Genomic DNA, 19,987 nt, shown 5'->3' with positions numbered 1-19,987 from the left:
TGATGGATAGAACATCAAAGTGATGGATAGAACCATCAAAGCGACCCCACCACATTGTGTGCCTAAACCCACCATTCAATGTAGAACCACTAACTACTATAAGATAACTATTTAATATAAGGGTGTATATTGATATACTTACATTAATTTGTATTTTAGTTAAAATAATTACATATTTCGCATTGAATATGAAAGGAATTGTTCGTAGTTTATGTGTTGAAAGGGATGATCAATCAAAAATGCAAGCGATTCAAGTTGAATTGAGCTTACCAGCAAACAGTGTTTTGAATGATACATATAAAATAAAAGAAGAAATTGCTACCAGTAAATTGTCATTTGTTTATATCGCAGAGAATATTAATGAAGGGAATCAACTAATTATTAAAGAGTTCTTTCCGAATGACATAGCTTTACGGGATTTAGATAATAAAACAGTCGTTAATCGTTTGCCTTCAACAAAGCAGAAGTTCGAGGATTTAAAAGCTATTTTTCTAAATGAAGCGTTAATTATGCAGCAAATAAATCATCACAATATCGTCAAATATATGGACCACTTTGAAGAAAATGAGTCGATTTATATCGTGATGGAGTATTATGAAGGAACTTTATTAGATCAATACTTAAAGGATTTTCCTATTAATGATAGGGAGCATTTGTACACTAGTATATTCCTTCCTCTAATTGGTGCTTTAAGCTATTTACATAAAAAAGGCATACTTCATCGTGATATTAAACCAAGTAATATAGTAATAGATTCTGAAGGTAATCCATATTTACTAGATTTTGGTTCGGCTATTTTTAATAAAACTGCCGAGAATCATCAAATATTCACTAGCCCAGGGTATTCTCCTTTAGAGCAATATTCGAATATATCTGAGCAAGGTGTATACACAGATATTTATAGTTTGGCTGCAACATTTTATTACTCTTTAACAGATATTATCCCAATGGATAGCTCACAACGCATAATCGAAGACAAAATTGAAAATGTGAGAAAATATAATGAAAAAGTGAGTATTATTCTATCTCGAACTATTATGTGGGGTCTGGCAGTGCATGCAAAAAAACGATGCTCTTCACTTAAATTTATGGAACTCGCTGTTGGTTTTGAAAATATTGTCAATAGGATAAAGAATTATTTTGATTCTTTTAATACTAAATGACTACTTTTTTATATAATTGATTCTATAGTATCATTTTTTAGTTTAAAAAATATTTTTGAATAACAGCTTATGGACTACTGATTTTCATTCCATAAGCTGTTTTTTTAGTAAAAATAAAGGATAAATACATTTATTTCTATAAAAATATCATAAATTTTACCATGTTTATTTTTTACCAATAACCCAGTTAAATACATTTACTTTACAAAATATCCTAATGTAAATATTGACAATAAAATCAGATGTTGTATAGTTACTCTGTGATACATAATGTCATCAGTGAAGTAAGCATGTGAAAATATAGGTTCACTAGTAATTCTAGTATGAGTAACTGATGTACATAATTACATACAAACTCATATGAAAAAAGCTGCTGATTTTTTGCTTAGGATTACCATTTTGTTACTTATAAGTTTCAAATTAGGTGATTTTGTACGTTGCCACCATTGCTACTCACTAAATGATTATGCTTACTCGAAATTCTTTATAAAAGGAGGGATGGCTGTATAATTATACGGCCGACTGAATGGAGATTATTAGTCAAACAAACAGAACCATGCTCTTTGAGGAAATAAATCCGGAAAAAATGGATTTAATTACGCTTGTTGGAGATGTAAAAGGGATTGACAGTCTTAGTGATGAAAAAATCAAAGAAATGAATGAAAATCTTCTTGTTAAAAGCTTTGACGAGTTTTTAGATAAGTTTTCTCCAACGGTTTACTCATTCTATAATGCTGCTAACCAAAAGGTTATGTATGCATTAAAAAAACCTGAAGGAATTCAAGATGACTGTATTTCTGAAATAGCTATTGACCAAAATAATGATTTTTTAAAAATGCTATTTACCCTCATTGATACGAAAAGAAGTCAGGGCATCGCGAATGTTGATTTTAAGTTTGAAAATTTGCTCGATATGATCTCTCCTAAAAAGGTTATGGACGACATTCGACAAGTCCGAAAAGAAATCCATTACCTATACGGTGAATATGACAAATTAGATGAAGGCGATCCAAAAAAATTGGATACAGGGGACAAGCTAAACCTGATGTTTGAAGTGGCAAGTAGAAATTACAACAATGTCATGGCGATGCTTCCTTTAGCAATTGAAGATATTAAAACGAGACTATTGTTAGGTGCTAATCAGGATGAAGATGAATCCGAAAAATTACAAATTGGGACACTTTCTATTGGTGACAATGGTGAATTGAAAATCATTGAGGCACCACAAAATAATAGCTCGGAACTGATGGTTATTGAAGAAAATAGTAACTATGGTTTAAGCACAGTTTTTGAAGAGGACTATGAGGCGATTACAGAATCACCATCCTCTTATGTCAAAGATTTAGTCGTAAGAACCTTCTCTCCATTGCCAGCCGTGAGAGCTGAATTTGATGTAGAGACAGAGGTACAAAACTACAATACTTACTTAGAATTCTATAAGGATGCTAAGGATGAATTTGTAAAAACAGTGAAGCCATTAGTTGAAAAACTATTAGGCGTAAAAATGTACTTTGATCAGTATGCAACTAAAAACAAAGGTATGCAGCCCTCGTTACTTGTAACGAACACAAAATTAGATATGCTCGTTAAAAGTAATAATTTACCACGATTACGCACGTATTTAAATACTGTGAACTCCAAAAATGACTTTACAGATACGGTATGGTACGGAATTGTCCCTGCACTAGAACTAGAAGCTTCCGGAAAAATGAAAGTAAGTAGAGCTAGATTTAAAGGGAACGATAAGGTTGCCAAGCAAGATGGCAATACAATGGAATCGTTATCCATCCTTCTTGATACTGTGAAAGATTATAAAATACAGATTTTCTTCAACTTCATGGCAGAAGAAGAAACGACATTCAATGGAATTGCTACTGCAGGTATTGATCGCCTGATCGATAAATGCTCAGTCCTTATTAGAAAAGATTATAGTGAGTTTGCTATACCATGTTTACCGAACTTCACTATTATTCCTAAAGATAAATCAGGTGTAATCATTGATACAAGAATGCAGACAACAGAAAATGGAGCGCGATTATCTAAAGAAAAAGAGGATATTTTAAAGCTTTGGATAGAGGGCGTTTATGTTGGTGCTAGCTATGTAGCGGCAGGTATTGTCTCAGCTTATCAATGTCCAGAATATTTGAAAGACTCTTTCAGAAACATTCAGAGAAATTATCCTGGTGTACGCTTCGATATTGAAGCGGGTGATAACTCACTAAGAGCCGTTACAACAATGGCAAAAGAAATCTCAGGATTTACTAATAACATTAAAGATGCCATTAACAGCAGAAGCTTTGGCTTTGTATTCTCTTCAGAAAATGCACAGCTTCAAGATAAAGACATTAAACGCATTACAGTGTATAAAGCTAGAAGTCTAGCGATGGAGGAAGATGGATTCGATTCAATCTACAAAACTCAAGTTAGTACGTATATTGAAAGAATTTTACGATTCCAATCTGGTGACTTTAAACACGAAAATATCGTTCGATTCTTTAGTAATAATCCAAGTAGTCAAAAAAGTAAATGGATTAATGATAAAGGCTATGTAAACTCCATTATTCACGATGGAGATGACATTGGCTACATTATCGATGAAAAAACAAGCACATGTCAGATTGACCTAGTGTTTAACGGTAATGTGAAGAATCTTGAAGTCATGATTACAAAGGCAAGCAGTGCTGTTAAGGCCTAACAAGTTTACACATACACTCAAAAACTTTTTAAGTCGTATGTTTAAGATTTATTCATAAATCTTTTAACATAAATTAGAATCTTCCATAAATTGCAGGGTGAAAACATTACATATTCTTCCATGCTAATGCGTCATGTATTTGCATTAGCATGGAGGAATGCATACAACAAGTTATACATTTCACCTAAAGCGGTTTCTTGAGACGATTCAACAAATTTTAGGAGGTACTAAAAATGGGTTTTGTATTAAAAGTAGAAGGATCAGAAGCAATTGAACTAGGGTTAGATAGCATTATGTCTGTTCAGTATGAAACAGATACTCCAGATGACTCTAACGCACGTTCTACAGATGTAGGAGCAACTTTAAAAGTAAGAGGTAAAATCCTTACTGCAACAGATGGTGACAATTCTGATGATACGATGAAATTAGGATTATGGTCATTAGTACCAGCTGAAAAGGCTGACTGTTACCGTAAAGTAACTTTAGAAGTTGTTTCAGCTGATCAAGTAGTAAGAAAAATTCATTTCCCAAATGCTTTTGTTGTTGACTATACAGAAAAGTATGGTGACACGGAAGGTATTGGTGAATTTTACTTATTCGTTAAGCAAAAGAAAGACAAAACAGACTTGGCGAAAATCGAAGGCGGCTATGCTGTCTAAGATTTCTGCTTGATAGCTACTCCACATTATCTAAGGGACTTTCATAGTTCCTTAGATAATTTTGAATAATCCTAATACTGGGGATGAAAAATATGAAAATGCATTATGAAACTTTAGGTGTTAGTAGAGACGCCACGCAAGAACAAATAAAGATTGCTTATCGAAAATTATCCAAAAAACATCATCCAGACGTGAGCGGTGGAAACAAAGAATCTGAGAAGATTTTTTTAGAAGTGACAGAGGCATACAAAGTACTAAAGGATCAAGCTTCAAGAGAAGCATATGATGCTCGACTAGATGGAGCGGGTCAAGGTTGGAGTGCTGGAAATACAAATGAAAAACAGTCTTCACGCCCACAGTCTACTGAAAAAAAGCCAGATTTTAATATGAGTAATATTGAAAAGAACTTTGAGCATTTTTTTGGTTTTAATCCTAAAACGAAGGATATGGGATCAACCCTTAACAAGAACGCAAAGAAGAATCCACTAGATACAACTGATTTATTTGAACGTTTTTTTAACAAGTAAAAACGAAGCCATAGCTAGTATGAAGGAGTGTGATACCATGTATGACCAAAATTCAATGGATGCATACACTGAAAACCCAAAGAAACAAATGATTATAAAAATTATCGATATCATAATTGTCACAATCGCCTTCTTTTTCATTCTATACGTATTTGTCATGAATCAGGATTTTATTTTGAAAACAATTATTGGACTAATGCTGGTCATACTAGCAATTGTTTATGGCTCTGTTAAGTATGAAGCAAAAGATAAAAATTACGAAGTGACAAAAAAGAAAATTCGAAAATTAGTTCTCCTCAATGACCGAGGAGCTGAAATAGATGAATGGGAAATAGATGATCAAACATCATTACTTATTGGGAAAAGTTCAGCTGATAATAAGGCAGATATCGACTTAAGCGGTACAGAATATGAATCGCTTATTAACTATGAGCATGCCGTATTAAATAATGTTTCTGGAGTATGGTACATAGAGGATATTGATTCGGTAAATGGTGTTGGTATAAAAAAAGCTCATAAGCGTGGTAAAAACAGAATAAAACACGAAAACCCTTACCCAATAGGTAATGGAGACACGATATACATAGCAAATACACGAATTTTAGTGAAATAGAGACAAGTAAATTCGTAAACATAGACGGGGGATAGCGAAAATGAGTTTGATTAGATGCACAAATGGTCACATGTTTAGTTCCAGAAGACATAGAAATGTATGTCCGTATTGCAACGTAATGGTGGAACAGGAGCAAAGACCAAGTAGTCAGCAAACAGCTGTAGCAGAGCTAGATGATAAAACAATGCCATATCTCGGAGAAATGGATGGAATTGATCCTGTAACGGGATGGCTCGTTTGTATTGAAGGACCTCAAATGGGCCGAGACTATCGAATTTTATCGGAAAAAAACTTTATTGGTAGAGCTGAGGATATGCACATTCGTATTGTTGGAGATAATTCGATTTCTCAACGTAACCATGCTGTGATTGTTTATGATCCTAAAAAAAGGAATTTTTATTTACTTCCAGGAGATGCATCAGGCTTAGCTTATCTTAACAATGAAGCGGTTTATACGCCAACAGAGCTAGCAGCGTATGATGTGATTCAGTTAGGCGGAAGTATGTTTCTCTTTATTCCCTTATGTGGTGTTCATTTTGAATGGGAAAACAACAACAGTGAGGGATGATGACGGATGGATCAGAAACTACTGCCATACATAATTGCACTTATTTTTATCGTTGTACTCATTGCATTATTAATTATTAGAAACATGCTCGCGCAACAAAATGAAAAAATAAAAATAGCAGTGGGAAATGGTCAAACGATTGGCAGACGTGATGAGCAGGATGATTATTTCTCAACAGCAGAAACGAAAGATGGAACAATTGCTGTCCTAGCAGATGGCATCAGTGGTTTAGCAAACGGTAGAATGGCAAGTACGGTTGCTGTCAATACATTTATTGAAGAATTTAAAAAGCTCAGCGGTCTAAATACTCTAGAAAAATTTTTTAAGGAGGCTGCTTTTGCAAGTAATCATATGATTGTCGAAAATTTAAATGGCTCGAACGGTGGTACTACATTAGTGGCAGCCGTTATTGATGATAACGGATTTCTTCACTGGGGAGCCGTTGGAGATAGTGTCATTACCATTTTTCGAAATGGAGAATTTATGGCCATCAATCAAAAGCATATTTTTGAATCAGTGTTAACTGAGCGATATATATCTGGTGAAATATCTCAGCTTGAGGTGCAGGAAAATCCTTTGAAAAAGAGACTTATCAATTATTTAGGGTATGAAGGCTTTAAAAATATGGATATAGGAAAAAGTCCGATTCATCTAAATAGAGGGGATAAAGTATGTCTATTTAGTGATGGCGTCTATGATACTTTAACAGAGGTTGAAATGGAGAAAATTCTCTCTCAGCAAGCTACTCCCTATGATATTGCTCAAGACATGATAAAAGCCGTTGAACAAAAACGCTTAAAAAATCAAGATAATGCAACCATCGTTATTTTAGAAAAAACATGGTAATCATGTGTCTTTAAATGAGTCAGTAAATAAGGAGGAGTAATCATGAGAAAGGAAAATAGCAACTTTAAAACAAGCTTTTTATCCGAAGCGGGCTCATTTTTGCAAAATAAAGATTACTTTGCCTATACAGAGCTGGACGATGTAGCCTGCTGGGTAGCTGTAAAAGGGTTAGATTCTGATCAGGAAATAAGTAGTGCAGAGCTTGCTGTGAAGGCAATTTTAGAGAAATTCATGGAAAAGCCATCCATGTCCAGACGGAGAATTAAACATTACTTAAAATATGCTCAAGACATACTTCAAGCTCAAAGCTTAAGGGTGAGATTGAAGGCTAGTATTGTCATTGTCGTCTCAGATTACTCAAAGATGATTGTTGCCGTTGCAGGAAATTCGAGATTGTATCATTTCCGTAATGGGACTTTAACGTTTAAAAGCACGGATCAAAGCTTAGCGCAAGAGCTAGTGAATAATAGGAGCCGTTCGCTTGATATTAGCCAGCACGAGGAAAGAACCAATTTACTAAACTATCTTGGCAAACCAAAAGAGTTTCAGCCTTTTGTTTCAAAGAAAATGAAGTTAATGGATGACGATGTACTAGTGCTTTGTACAGCCGGCTTTTGGGAGGATGTCAATGAAATTGAAATGGCAGATGCGTTGGAAGATGCAAAAGAGCCTGAGAAATACATTGATGTATTAGAAGAGGTACTGTTAAGCAGGCAAAAAAAAGTGGTCAATAATTACACAATCGCAGCTATATTTGCTAATAAGGTTTATCAGGAAACAAATAAGAAAAAAATGAAATACATCAAAATGATTGCAGCTGCATTAGTGCTAGCTTTGGTCGTAGGTGGAGGCACGATTTTTTATCAGGCAAAGCAAGCTAAAAAAATGGCTGAATTAACCGTCGAGATGAAAGATCATGAAAAGAGCGGAAACCAGTATTTTCAAGATGGAACTTATGATAAGGCACTGCTGGAATATAGTGAAGGCAGAAATGCTGCGAAAAAATTGAAGGATCCAATACATAGAAATGTACTAGCTAGAAAATTAAGAGTTACCGATCTGATTATTAGTGGAGATAAATCAGCGGAAGAAGGTAAATTTAACGATGCTCTTGAGCAATATGAAAAGGCTAAAAAAGAAGGAAAGCTTATTAAAGACTTTGGGAAAGCAGTAGTTGAACAAAGAATCGCTAATATGGATACCATTGTACAAATTGCTGAAGCTGTGAAAGATGGAGATTTTCGATTTGAGGCAGAGGATTACAATGGGGCTCTTGAAACGTATCAAAAGGCAAGAAAAAAAGCTCTGACAATTGCCTATACTGGCGAACCTGAAATAAAGACAAAAATAGAAGAAACAGAGGCTAAAATTGCTGAATTGAAAAAGGCCCAGAAGGAATTAAAGGCAGAAGGCTTAGAAAAAAGCGGAGATCAGAGCTATGCACGCCAAGAGTTTGGGAAAGCAATTGAATATTATACACTTGCACAGGAAATTTATCAGGAGACAGAGCTGCTGTCCAAGGTTTTAGGTCTTGAGCGAAAGGTTATGAACGCCAATGATAAATTAAATCCGCCTCCTCAAGCACAAGCTGCCGATACAGCGCCACCTGATCAGGCAGCACCGCCTACGAATGAAGGGACAGCTGCTGGTGAGCCATCTGATGCTGAAGTGATGAAAGAGGGAAAATAATTTGATGAAAGAGCTCATGATTGAACGGTTACGCAAAATAGAGGATTTAGAGCAACGTCAACTGCTAAAGGATATTGTAAGTGGCGTTTTTGTAAATTTAATCGATTATCAGGATGACATGAACAAAAGGCTTGAGGAGCGTATATTCAATGAAATAGATGATGCTGAGAATAGGTTTGATATTTATGTGACGTTAAGTCCCAGAGAGGATGTTGACCCTATTCATGAATGCTTATTCCCGATGCGACCAGCTGATTTAGAAAGTAAATCAATCAATAAAAAAAAACTGCTTGAATCATTTAAAAACAATGAACCTGCAGTGCTGTTCACCTTATTTTTAGCGTGTGATTCCATGCAAATTCAACAGTTACTTGCTGAGCAGCGACGCTTTAATGGAAGGCTAGTAACGACAGAAGGACAAGTAGAGATTAAAGTCAGCCTTACACAAAATACGGACTATTTGCAAGAGATGAACAAGCTGTATCCGCTTTTCCAAATAAACGGCTTACCATGGAAAACCATTAATCATCCATTCGTCTATAAATTTTTTAATGTCAATTTAGTAGATTGCCCACCTTTAAATGAGGATGCTGAAATTACTGAAATAATCATTGATTTAGAAGAGTATGAGGACAAAAAACGCCTAAATATGGTTCCGCTATGGAATATTGAACGCCATGAGGTCAAAAATGTCGGGTTTCCCATCCCTGCTATCGATAAGGTGAATTTTGAACATGTCCTTTCCGTACGTAAAATCGGAAACGAGCATGGCTATCTTGTTGAGGCCGAAGAGGATAATGTTCGTTACGTTAAACGTTCAGACAATGAATTAACAATTGTTTCACCCCAGGATAAGTCAGGGGTTTGGCAGCTAATAAAAATTGCCAAGATGGAAGATGAGAAGATCGGGAAATTAAATTACGAGCTTGTATCAAATCGAAGAATCGAGCATTTTATACACAAATTCGCTAACAAATATACGGCTACTGTTAAAACGAAGGGCGAAATTACTCGTATGATTAACTCCTTCGAGGCAGCCAATCGATTTGAGCTTGTAGGTGTCGATATAGTGGACTCCTTCGCAGGAACAAGCTTTACCCACTCCGCGAACACTTTCTTAACGGAAATGATAGGAGAAAATAATCATAAAAAAACGATGCTATTAAAGTTTAAGGCGAAAGAGGAAAGAAACTTTATCGCAAACGATATTTTAAGCTTCCTCGTATCAGAAGTGCAACGACATTTCTTCGAATATGAATGTGTAGGTGTGTGGCTATGAATTATATTTGGGATTTGCTCATTAAAGCTGAGGATGAAGGACTTTCTAAAAAGGATATTTATTTTCACCTTGCCGAGGCCTATTCACCTTATATGGAACTAAGTCCGCAACTATTAAATGCACAGTATGTTGACCAGCACGTTGAAGTAAATCCGTATTATCGCTATTACGGAATTTTTAATGGTCTTTTCCATCCTGATCATACTTCAGATATAGAGTTTAGGAATTATCTTTTAGATACCGGATTGCATTTTTTAGCTGAAATTGATCGTATGCAGGGCATGAATAAGAGAGAGTTCTATATTCGCTTTATCTTAAGGGAAATCGAGGCCGATGTATTTGGTAAATTGGTGCGTGACAATATTCATGCCTTTACGAAAAAGGAGCAAGAAATAGTTGCGCTCAACATGCTAAGACTGTACCGGACAGGTGAAGAAATTTACTTATTAAAGGATACGCTGAAAGGGCTCTTTAAAAATTGCATGATTTATGTGAAATCGGAAGACCAGGATGAGCTGCTTTTATACATCCGTCAAAAGCAGACAGAACAGAATGAGCGAAAGGTACAGCTTGTACAAGAAATTTTTCTGCCAATAGGCTTTCATATGGAGGTTTATTGGCAATATCATTTTGGCATTATTGATGCAGAGGAAACGATGAAGCTAGATCGAATAGCTCTTTACTAAATAGGGGAAGAGGAGGGATTCAAATGACAACTAAATATTCATATAAGCTGTATGCCAATAAGCGTAATACAGAAAAGAAATATATGACCTATACACGAGTAGAACTAATGGAAATGACAACCTTCCAGCTGAGAAATATTTGCTATAAGGAAAAGCTTGTGACCGGGCTTATTAATTCACTGACAAGAGATGAGTTAATTGACAAGATTTTAAGATACCGTGGCTCAGAAGAAAACCCTCTTATTAGAGAAAAAAAGGATGGGGGCTTTGAACGAGTAGAAGCGGCCATGCAAGAGTATTTAAAAACACCGATGTCTGACAATGGTGACATTAAAATTCCTGCCAAAATGAGCTTATATAGCGGGATGAAAATTGATAAACCCGATCAGTATTTCCTAGAAACGGGTGGTTTTCTTGTTGAATCTAATGTACTGCTAGTCAATGAGCAGCTGGAACTTTGCGGCATCCTTAATATCCTGAAAGACGACGAAGTCCCAAATCAATACTATTTCGCTGCTGATCAAGCAATTGGTATTCGGAAGACAAACAATAAAAACTACAGCTTTATTTTTTTAAGAAAGCAAGATTCTGAGTATATCTATAAGACGTACTATCAGGAGACCCCACTTCCGCCTACAAATCTTCATTATTATAAGGTTCCAATACCAGATTTAGAGATGAAACAGCTTGAAACATCGAATGCCATTCTTGCGATTGACTTTGGTACAACAAATACAACGGCTGGTGTTTATTTAGAGAGTGATTATGTGTCCTCTCCTTGCAGTCATGATTTATTAAATAACAGAATTCAGCTAAATAGCATCAATTTTGTGCAATTTCCAGACCCACTTCATCAAAACGAATGGATAGAAGTAGTGCCGACGGTCATGACTGTCGCAGATTGCTCAAATGCAGACCAAGTGAACTATTACTACGGCTATGAAGCGTTAAAAATGATGAAAAAAAATAGCTATACATCATTGGCTACGAAATTCCAAGGTATAAAGCGATGGGTTAGTAATTATGCCAAGTTGGAAGAGGTTATGGATGCCAACGGGAATACTGCACTTGTTCCACGCAGCCAAATTTTAAGAGAGTTTATGCTTTATATTATTCGAATGGCGGAGCATCAATTTAAATGTCGCTTCAAGCATTTACATATCTCCAGTCCCGTTAAGCTGAAAACACAATTTTTAGATATGTTTCGTGCGATTTTACCTGAATACCAAATCGAAACTGAGCATGCCCTCGATGAAGGGATGTCAGTGCTTTATAATACGATCGCCAATCAAATAGAGAATGATAGCTTTCTCGATGGCAAGGAATATAAAGCGCTCGTGATCGATTGTGGAGGCGGAACAACAGATCTTTCTTCTTGTAAGTTTAGAATAGAGGACGGACATATTTCTTACAAAATTGATATTCATACTACCTATGAAAATGGAGATACGAATTTTGGTGGCAACAATATTACCTATCGCATTTTCCAATTTATGAAAATCGTTTTTGTGAACTATTATAGTCGAGGAAAAAATGATTATGATATCGATGCATTAATCGATATTCCTGGTAAGGATATTTATCGATATGTAGACGACCATGGCGTTGAAGCAGTGTACGAGCAATTCGAAAAAGCCTTTGTAGATGCCGAAACTATTATCCCTACCCGCTTTAAGGAATATGAAAATCGAACACGGGATGAGTACCTCCGTGTCCGCAATAATTATTATTTCTTATGGGAAATGGCAGAAGAGATGAAGAAGGAATTTTTCCGCAAAACAGGGATATTAAGAAGTCGTTTTTATGCAGATAGCGATATGCAGCACGATAGTGATTTAAATGTCACAGCAGTTGATCGCTGGTGCCTGTCGTTGGTAGAAAACAATCAATTTAAGGAAGTTTATGACTTCCCAAATGTCTTTTTCAACATTAAAGAAATCAATCATCTCATAAAGGCTGATATTTATGATATCGTGCGAGAGTTTTTAGAGGAATTTTATGAGACTGGCATACTGAGTGACTATTCCATCATTAAATTGACGGGACAGTCCTGTAAAATAGACGCATTTCGCGAGGCTTTAAAGGAATTTGTACCAGGACGCAGCATTGAATTTAGACAAAAGGCTGAAAATATCGGTAAAGTTCCAGAGTTAAAGCTTGCTTGTTTAAGGGGAGCGCTTCGCTATTTAAATGCCAAGAAAATCGGCATGATTGAAACAGAAGTGACGAACCATGCACCAGTTGTCCCTTATGCTGTCAGTGCCTTTACACATAATCGTCAGGAAAAATTACTGATTAGTAGCTTAGAAAGACTAAATCAAATTCACGGTACGATTTCTCGCCCATGGGGTGTAAAAGAGGTGGAGTTTTTCCTCACTGGCAGCGACAATCACTCAGCGTATAAATACACTTACATTAATCGTCAGGAAGATTATGCACCTGTTCTTTATGAGAATATTGCAATGCACTATCAAGATAAAATTCCTCAGGACGAGACGGATTCCATCACGAATGGAGAAGTGAAGTTCTTTGTCTTTGCAGGCGAAGATCATTGGGGCTTCCACGTAGTTCCAGTAGCAAGAAAAGACGAGCAGCTGTTTATCGGAAGCAAGGAATTCTTTGCCTTCGAAACCGATTTGTCTGAGCTGGATTTCTTTGATGGATTAAAGTAAACAGTGAAAAACAAGAAAAGAGGTGGGTGACAGCTTGTTTGCCAATCAATATCCACATTTTCAAAAGGGCCGCATTTTAAAGCGAGAAATGCTGGAAAATTTGCGAGATTATCCAAGAGAATTTTTAGATTTATATTTCCAAGATTATTCTAATGGCATTATAGCGGGTGCCAATATTACCGTAGCAGATACAAGCCTCATTATAGCGAAAGGCATTATCAAGCATAATGGAAAGCTCTATACGCTACCTAGTAGCTATGAGCTTCCTTATGAGGCAACAGGAAGTGAAACAATTCTAAAAGTACGATTTGCTGAAGAAGCGAATGAATTAGATTTTAGAAACTTCACAGCAGAAATAGTCCTAGATGATTCATTAGAGCTTGCAAATAATGAGCTAGAGTTAGCACGCTTTAAATTAAAATCGGGTGCAAAACTGCGCTCGGAGTATATTGATTTTTCCGATTTTGCTACTGAATACAATACGGTTAATTATCTTCACAGTCAGTATGCAGGTTTTCAAAAAAGCACATACCATCCAATCATTTTGCACTATTTTGCACGAGAGCTGTTAAAAAAACAGCCAGTCAATCCGTACGATATAGCTTTTGCTTTAGAGTGCATAAATCAGGAGCGGGTTCAACGAGATGCAATTGATTTTTATATTTGCAATCGGCTAGAGCTAGACTACCAAACATTTTCTAATAGTCAAATTCATAAATACTTGAACCGTATTTTATTGGAATCAAAGCGCGGTGGTCGTATGACAGGGCACAGTCAAGGGCGACCAAAGCGCATGATTGTTGACTAGCTGATGGTCTACTGATGAAAAAACGTTCAAGAAATGGAAGGTGAATGGGTTGAAATTTTTAGATGAACAAATTATCGCTCTTAGAAATGAAATGCGAGAGCAGGAACAACATGAATTTGCTCAAAAGGAAGCAGCTTTAAAAGAGGAGCAAACACCGCCTGAGGAGCCTATACAGGAGGAACAGTCTGAGTTAGAAGCAATTGACCTTTACAAGGACTTTGTCAATATAGACGAGCAGGAAGTGCCGGTCATTGATCAGCATGTCCTGGAAGGGAAAATTTCGTTCCGAATGCCGAAGATATTTTCAATCATGCCAGCTCAGTTAGCCTCATTAAAATATCCGTCAGAACGAAGACCGAACATTATTTATACAGATGAATCATCTACTATCAATCTAGCCTTCAACAATACATTACATTCGTTACCTGATGAGGGTGTAGCGGAGTTTCAGGAAAATATGATTGACGTTCTTGAGCAAGCTCAGCCTGCAGCAGAATGGTTTGATACAGATGTGATCAAAATAGATGACAAAACGGTCGGCTTTATCGAGGTCATTACACCTGCTATTGATGGTGAGATATTTAATTTAATGTTCTTTGTATCGATTGATGGGCAAGCGCTTATCGGAACGTTCAATTGTACGGAGGAGGATATTGAGACTTGGCGCCCTATCGCTAGAGCGATGATGGCAACAATGCAATTCACTCCTAACGGAAGGGGAGGGGGCGTATTACGATGAGTGGAATAGTAACTACCTATCATAATATTCAAATATTGCCATTTAAGCTAGTGAGCATTCAAGAGCTTACACTCACAAAGAAAATGAATGAGCATGCAACATTACGCTTTACGGGTATTGTTCCAGAGGAAGTTCGGGATCAGTACGTCGAAATGACAGAGACCCATTCAGCCATTGAAGTGAATCAGCTCGATCATTTAGGTGCACCTATTCCATTATTTAAGGGGGTTATATTAGGCGTCAAAGTAAGTGCGATTCGAGATATTTATTATATCGAAGTAGAAGCGGCTTCCAATACATACCAACTTGATATTAAGAAGAAAAATTGCTCCTATCAGGATAAAGGGATGACCTATTCATCTCTTTTCAAACGAATGAGTCCCTTTTACCCTGGTCTCGATGTGATCGATGAGGCTACAAAAGGAGGGAAATTAGGCAAGCTTACCCTACAGTACCGAGAAACCGATTGGGAGTTTTTAAAACGTCTTGCCTCCCGCTTTAACACTGGACTAGTTCCTGCTGCTACTTTTGATAAGCCAAAGTTCCATTTTGGTGTCCCAGCTGGCAAAGCAAAAGGAAAGCTAGAAGACTATCACTATACGACAAGAAAAAAACTAGCAGACTATCTTGTCTATACAGAGAACGGCAATGGTGGTATGGGAGAGCATGACTTTTTGTACTATGAAGTGGAAACCGATAAGGTACTTGCCATAGGCGACCACGTAACCTTCCATAAACTCACACTCTATGTTAGTGAAGCTTATACGTCGATGAAGGATGGCTTACTAAAGCATCGTTATACACTCTCAACGAAAAATGGCATGAACAAGAGAGAAGTATTTAACGATGAAATTTCTGGTGTCTCTATTGAAGGTAAGGTGTTGGAAGTTGCCAAGGATCATATTAAGGTCCATCTAACTATTGATGAAAAACAGGATAAAAGCAAAGCGCATTGGTTTCTTTATTCAACGGTATATACAGCTGAGGGACATAGTGGTTGGTACTGTATGCCTGAAATTAACGACTTTGTTCATGTGTATTTCCCTTCGCACCGTGAGGAGACGGGGATTGCCAGCAGCTCAATTCGAAAAAATTTAGACAGCACCGCAACCAATAAGCTAGATGATCCTTCGACGAAATATTACAGAACTGCCTTTGGCAAAGAAATTAAGATGAGCCCAACAGAAATTGTAATTACAGCAAAGGATAACGATATTTTTATCCGTTTAAATGAAGCGAGCGGCATCGAAATTTTTAGTAAAAAGGAAATTAAGCTTATTTCTGAGGCAGATATTTCAGTCAATGCAAGTAAGAAAATTCTGTTGTCGGCGGAGGAAGAAATTTCACTAAAATGCAAGGGAAGTAAAATAACGATGGATGGCAGTGTGCAAATTTTCGGGAAAGAAGTAAAGGCCAATTAGAAAGAAGGAAACACATATGCAAGCAGAAGGAGTTTTACAGCATTTTTATGAAACGGAAGTAGAGAAAAGACGGTTGAAACATCTCTTGGCATTAGAGGATTTTTTCCAAGCCTCAAAGGAAGAGCTTGCTGAGGAATTTAGAAAAGCCTTTCAAACCATTTGTCGTCAGCTACAGCAGCAACAATTTCTTCAACAAAAAGGCCCAATAGGACATATCACATTTTCCATGCTGCGCACAGAGCTACTGGAGGGACGCAATCACTATCTAGTAGAGGGGACAGATGAGGAATGGTTCTTTGACCTTCATCCTATTTTAACTACCTATGATGCAAGCTGGGCTCTAAGTTTCTTAGAGAAATTCATTGAAGAATTATATGTATACAGCAAAACATTCATGGGAGCCATTACCCAAGCGGATATTGAGCACATCAAGCTTAAGGAAGCAACTCATTTTCATCAATATGTTATTAGCCTTGCTAGATATGCATTGCCAGACATTATAAGATGTCCAGAATATTTGGCACTTGAACGAGATGCTGCTGTAGAAATTCGTATAGGTGAATTTATGGATGTTAATGAAGTTGTCTATAGCGAGGACTTCACCTCGAAGGATATCGAAGAAATTAAGGATTGGCTAGCTCAAAAATTAGAGGATGAATATCCATATGAAGTATTTAGCAAATTAAATTTATCTGGTGGCAACTATGAAGACTTAGATATTCGATATGCCTATTTCCAGAAAACGAATTTAGCGCAGAGCAAAATGCGCAATTGCTTGCTTATTGGAGCCAATCTTAGGAATAGTCAACTAATGGACGCTGATTTAAGCTTCAGTACAATCAATGAGGCAGATTTTAGCAATAGTCAATTGCAAGGTGCTAACTTCCAACGAGCTCAAGGAGCAAGCGGATTAGCTGATCGACAGAAGTGGGAAATGCCAGGCTATCTCCCAATGCGTTTTACTGGAGCCAATTTAGAGGGAGCTGATTTTGAGCAAGCTAATTTACAAGGTGCTTGCTTTATCGGGGCTAACGTCAAGAATGCCCATTTTGAAGGAGCTAATTTAGAAAAAGCTGTGTTCTCAAAGGAAGCACGCGAACATCTGAAGCTAGATTTGTTTCAAACAGCGAGTGTCATTTGGAAATAGATGTCGTGAAAAAGGAGTTTTAAAAATGAACTATTTTATTCTATCTCAGGATGAGCGTATCTCGAATGCTGTTGAGCCAGTTGGACTATCAAAAGTAATAACAAAGGAACTATTAACAGTGGAAAGAATGGAGGAGCTAGAGAAGCTCGATCGTCAATTTCCTGTATTAGATAAAAGTGAAAATGACTATATCGACTTTATCGAGAAGCCAATTGCTCTTTTAGCTGATCCAGTGAAGCAGCTAGTGGAAAAATATGAGCCGCGCCTACCGTATAAACCGGTTGTTCTCGTAGATATGTCAAAATTAAAACAGACGTTATATTGGCTCGTCATTCCACCAAAAGTGGACTGTCTCTCATCTCAAACTGAATTCCATCTAGATGGAATGCTAAAAAAGCTCGTTATTGATGAGACTTTAGCCGCACCATTTACCTTCTTTAAAATTGAAGGCATTAAAGAGGATTACATAATTGTCAATATTGAGCTAGCAGAAAGTATATTGCGCCGATCATTTAGAGGTATTCGATTACGCAAAGTGCAAACAGAAGGCAAATGGAATGAGACCCTAAATTCATAGGTAACTAGCGATAGTAAGAAAAACATAAAGAGTTGTTTGAAGAAGGCAAAGACGAAATCATTATTATCTAAAGTGATTAGTTTTTAAAGCGATGTCTAGGCATTCACGTATCGCGATAAAAATTCTCAAAAACTGAAACAGTAACGTATTATTTTCGGCTTTGAGTGTGCAAAAGTGAAGCGATGTGAATGCACATTTCTGATAGAAAGGGTGGTTTTCGAGAAATGCAGACAAAAGGGGATGAGCAGCACAGTTATGTAGTTGCCGGTGCTAAATTATCGTGCTCCAAGGGCGATCAAACAAGCATTTTAAAAATGCCTGTAAGCCATGGTGTTTACTCAAAAAACAAGGCAAAGATGAACACGATGGATTATAAGCCATATGTCAATATTCAGCCATTCGGTTTATGTCAAACATTATCTAATCCTACGGTGGCAGCAGCAACAGCGGCAAATAATGGTGTTTTGAAACCGATGCCGTGTACACCAGTGGTCACAATGCCATGGATTAATGGTAAGTCTGATCAGTTGATTGAGAATTCTCCCGCACTTATCAATCAATCTACTAATATGTGCATATATTGCGGGACGATAAAGGTAGAAGATGATGGACAAGAGTAAGCCATCATCCCTGAGGAAAGAAGGGAATTCATGTGAACACGTATGAGGAAGTGATTGGATACGGTGAGCTTGAGCTCGTATCCCCCTATGAAGTTCAGACGCTGCATGATCTCAGCTTGACCCAAACTTTAAATGACCATGCAAGGTTAACAATTACGGGGTTCATTCCAGAGGAAAAGAAAGATCGCTGTATGCAAATTGCCAGCAGTTCAGATCAAATAGAGCTCTATCAAAAACGCAACGGACAACGTGTGCGACCGATTTTTAAGGGGCAAGTATCCGAAGTGGCAGTTCGTGTGGTGAGAGGTGTGTATCAAATTGAGTTAGAAGCTGTGTCATCTACATTTACCTTGGATTGTAAACGCAATGCTCGCTCTTTCCAGCACGACAAGATGACGTATAATGCTATGCTCAAGCAAGTACTCGCTAACTATCCAGGTGCAGATGTTATTGACACTGCATCGAAGTCTACTCCTATAAAGCAATTTATATTACAATATAGGGAGACAGACTGGCAATTTCTAAAGCGCATGGCCTCGCATTTTCGAACAGTACTTGTACCAGCAATAGATGCCGATAAGCCTAAGCTATGGTTTGGACTACCAGAAGGTCGATTAGAAAAACTGTCCGCTACTAGCTATACAATCATAAAGGATCGCTCCAAGTATTTACATACGCGAGTGAATGACATTGAGCGACCAATGGAGGAGCGGGATACAGTATCCTATGTGATCGAGTCAAAAAAAACATTAGCACTCGGTGATCGTGTCCAACTCCAAAACAAGAAGCTAGTTGTGGCTAAATCCATAGCCCGCATGCAACAAGGGGTCCTTACATATGAATATCATCTACTATCCAAGGCAGGTATTCGTCAAGAAAGACTAAACATTCCTTTGCTGTCAGGCACAGCGATTGAAGGTAAGGTATTAGAGGTCAAGAAGGATCAAGTACGCCTGCACCTATCCATTGATGAGGCACAAAAAAAGGAAGAAGCCACATGGTTCTCACTTGCTACGCCTTATGCAGCAGAAGGACATAGCGGCTTTTACAGCCCGCCAGAAGAAGGCGATAGCGTTCATCTTGCCTTCCCGACACACCGGGAGGAAGCAGCCATTGTCCGCCACAGTGTACGAAAGGGCGGCGACTCTAACCCAAAAACAGCTGATCCGAAAACGTCCTACTGGGGCACACCAAAAGGCAAGGACATCAAGCTAGACCCGCAATCGGTGACGTTTACCGCAAAGGAAGGCGCCGTTTTCCTAAAGCTGGATCAGGGCA

General features: G+C 37.4%; 18 protein-coding genes. All 18 read left to right on the top strand.

From position 1 onward, the window contains the following. The first annotated feature begins 239 nt into the window (after window positions 1-239). Window positions 240-1,163, top strand: a complete 924-nt coding sequence (locus ACQKN2_RS15770; RefSeq protein ID WP_427415786.1) for a serine/threonine-protein kinase — start codon at window positions 240-242, stop codon at window positions 1,161-1,163. A 526-nt stretch (window positions 1,164-1,689) separates the two neighbouring features. Beyond that, window positions 1,690-3,858: a transcriptional regulator gene (locus ACQKN2_RS15765; RefSeq protein ID WP_427415785.1), complete on the top strand. Its 2,169-nt coding sequence runs from the start codon at window positions 1,690-1,692 to the stop codon at window positions 3,856-3,858. A gap of 233 nt (window positions 3,859-4,091) precedes the next feature. Beyond that, entirely contained in the window at window positions 4,092-4,517 is a 426-nt protein-coding gene (locus ACQKN2_RS15760; RefSeq protein WP_427415784.1) for a membrane-associated protease 1, read from the top strand. Between the two features lie 92 nt (window positions 4,518-4,609). After that, window positions 4,610-5,044, top strand: coding sequence for a J domain-containing protein (locus ACQKN2_RS15755; protein WP_427415783.1), 435 nt, complete (start codon window positions 4,610-4,612; stop codon window positions 5,042-5,044). 37 nt (window positions 5,045-5,081) lie between these two features. Beyond that, window positions 5,082-5,657, top strand: coding sequence for an FHA domain-containing protein (locus ACQKN2_RS15750; RefSeq protein ID WP_427415782.1), 576 nt, complete (start codon window positions 5,082-5,084; stop codon window positions 5,655-5,657). Between the two features lie 40 nt (window positions 5,658-5,697). Next, on the top strand, window positions 5,698-6,225 hold the full coding sequence (locus tag ACQKN2_RS15745; protein WP_079562902.1) for an FHA domain-containing protein: 528 nt from the start codon (window positions 5,698-5,700) through the stop codon (window positions 6,223-6,225). A 6-nt stretch (window positions 6,226-6,231) separates the two neighbouring features. Further along, complete coding sequence (locus ACQKN2_RS15740) at window positions 6,232-7,071, top strand: PP2C family protein-serine/threonine phosphatase (protein WP_427415781.1); 840 nt, start codon at window positions 6,232-6,234, stop codon at window positions 7,069-7,071. A 42-nt stretch (window positions 7,072-7,113) separates the two neighbouring features. Next, the gene (locus tag ACQKN2_RS15735; RefSeq protein ID WP_427415780.1) at window positions 7,114-8,760 is read left to right on the top strand and encodes a serine/threonine protein phosphatase; all 1,647 of its coding nucleotides are present in this window, start codon (window positions 7,114-7,116) and stop codon (window positions 8,758-8,760) included. A 4-nt stretch (window positions 8,761-8,764) separates the two neighbouring features. After that, window positions 8,765-10,039 carry a normocyte-binding protein gene (locus ACQKN2_RS15730; protein ID WP_427415845.1) on the top strand — a complete coding sequence of 425 codons (1,275 nt, stop codon included), beginning with the start codon at window positions 8,765-8,767 and terminating at the stop codon, window positions 10,037-10,039. Beyond that, complete coding sequence (locus tag ACQKN2_RS15725) at window positions 10,030-10,725, top strand: iron-dependent peroxidase (protein ID WP_427415779.1); 696 nt, start codon at window positions 10,030-10,032, stop codon at window positions 10,723-10,725. Before ACQKN2_RS15730 ends, ACQKN2_RS15725 begins: the two co-directional genes overlap by 10 nt. A 23-nt stretch (window positions 10,726-10,748) precedes the next feature. Further along, window positions 10,749-13,397 carry a molecular chaperone gene (locus ACQKN2_RS15720; RefSeq protein ID WP_427415778.1) on the top strand — a complete coding sequence of 883 codons (2,649 nt, stop codon included), beginning with the start codon at window positions 10,749-10,751 and terminating at the stop codon, window positions 13,395-13,397. A 34-nt stretch (window positions 13,398-13,431) separates the two neighbouring features. After that, on the top strand, window positions 13,432-14,205 hold the full coding sequence (locus ACQKN2_RS15715; RefSeq protein ID WP_427415777.1) for a DNA and RNA helicase: 774 nt from the start codon (window positions 13,432-13,434) through the stop codon (window positions 14,203-14,205). Between the two features lie 40 nt (window positions 14,206-14,245). Then, on the top strand, window positions 14,246-14,944 hold the full coding sequence (locus tag ACQKN2_RS15710; protein WP_427415776.1) for a hypothetical protein: 699 nt from the start codon (window positions 14,246-14,248) through the stop codon (window positions 14,942-14,944). After that, window positions 14,941-16,365 (top strand): hypothetical protein, encoded by a 1,425-nt coding sequence (locus tag ACQKN2_RS15705; RefSeq protein WP_427415775.1) that lies wholly within the window; start codon window positions 14,941-14,943, stop codon window positions 16,363-16,365. The genes ACQKN2_RS15710 and ACQKN2_RS15705 overlap by 4 nt, the downstream gene beginning before the upstream one ends. A gap of 16 nt (window positions 16,366-16,381) precedes the next feature. Further along, on the top strand, window positions 16,382-17,512 hold the full coding sequence (locus ACQKN2_RS15700; RefSeq protein ID WP_427415774.1) for a pentapeptide repeat-containing protein: 1,131 nt from the start codon (window positions 16,382-16,384) through the stop codon (window positions 17,510-17,512). 25 nt (window positions 17,513-17,537) lie between these two features. Next, entirely contained in the window at window positions 17,538-18,089 is a 552-nt protein-coding gene (locus ACQKN2_RS15695; RefSeq protein ID WP_427415773.1) for a serine protease, read from the top strand. Window positions 18,090-18,313: 224 nt separating this feature from the next. Continuing rightward, the gene (locus tag ACQKN2_RS15690) at window positions 18,314-18,709 is read left to right on the top strand and encodes a DUF4280 domain-containing protein (protein WP_427415772.1); all 396 of its coding nucleotides are present in this window, start codon (window positions 18,314-18,316) and stop codon (window positions 18,707-18,709) included. Window positions 18,710-18,825: 116 nt separating this feature from the next. Then, window positions 18,826-19,987, top strand: a 1,162-nt coding sequence (locus tag ACQKN2_RS15685; RefSeq protein WP_427415771.1) for a contractile injection system protein, VgrG/Pvc8 family, incomplete at its 3' end; no start/stop codon positions are given.

This window comes from Lysinibacillus sp. NPDC093688, assembly GCF_050280145.1.
GTDB classification, from domain to species: Bacteria; Bacillota; Bacilli; order Bacillales_A; family Planococcaceae; genus Lysinibacillus; species Lysinibacillus xylanilyticus_B.
The sequence above is the reverse complement of the archived record's forward strand: the minus strand, read 5'-3'. Positions and strand labels throughout refer to the sequence as shown.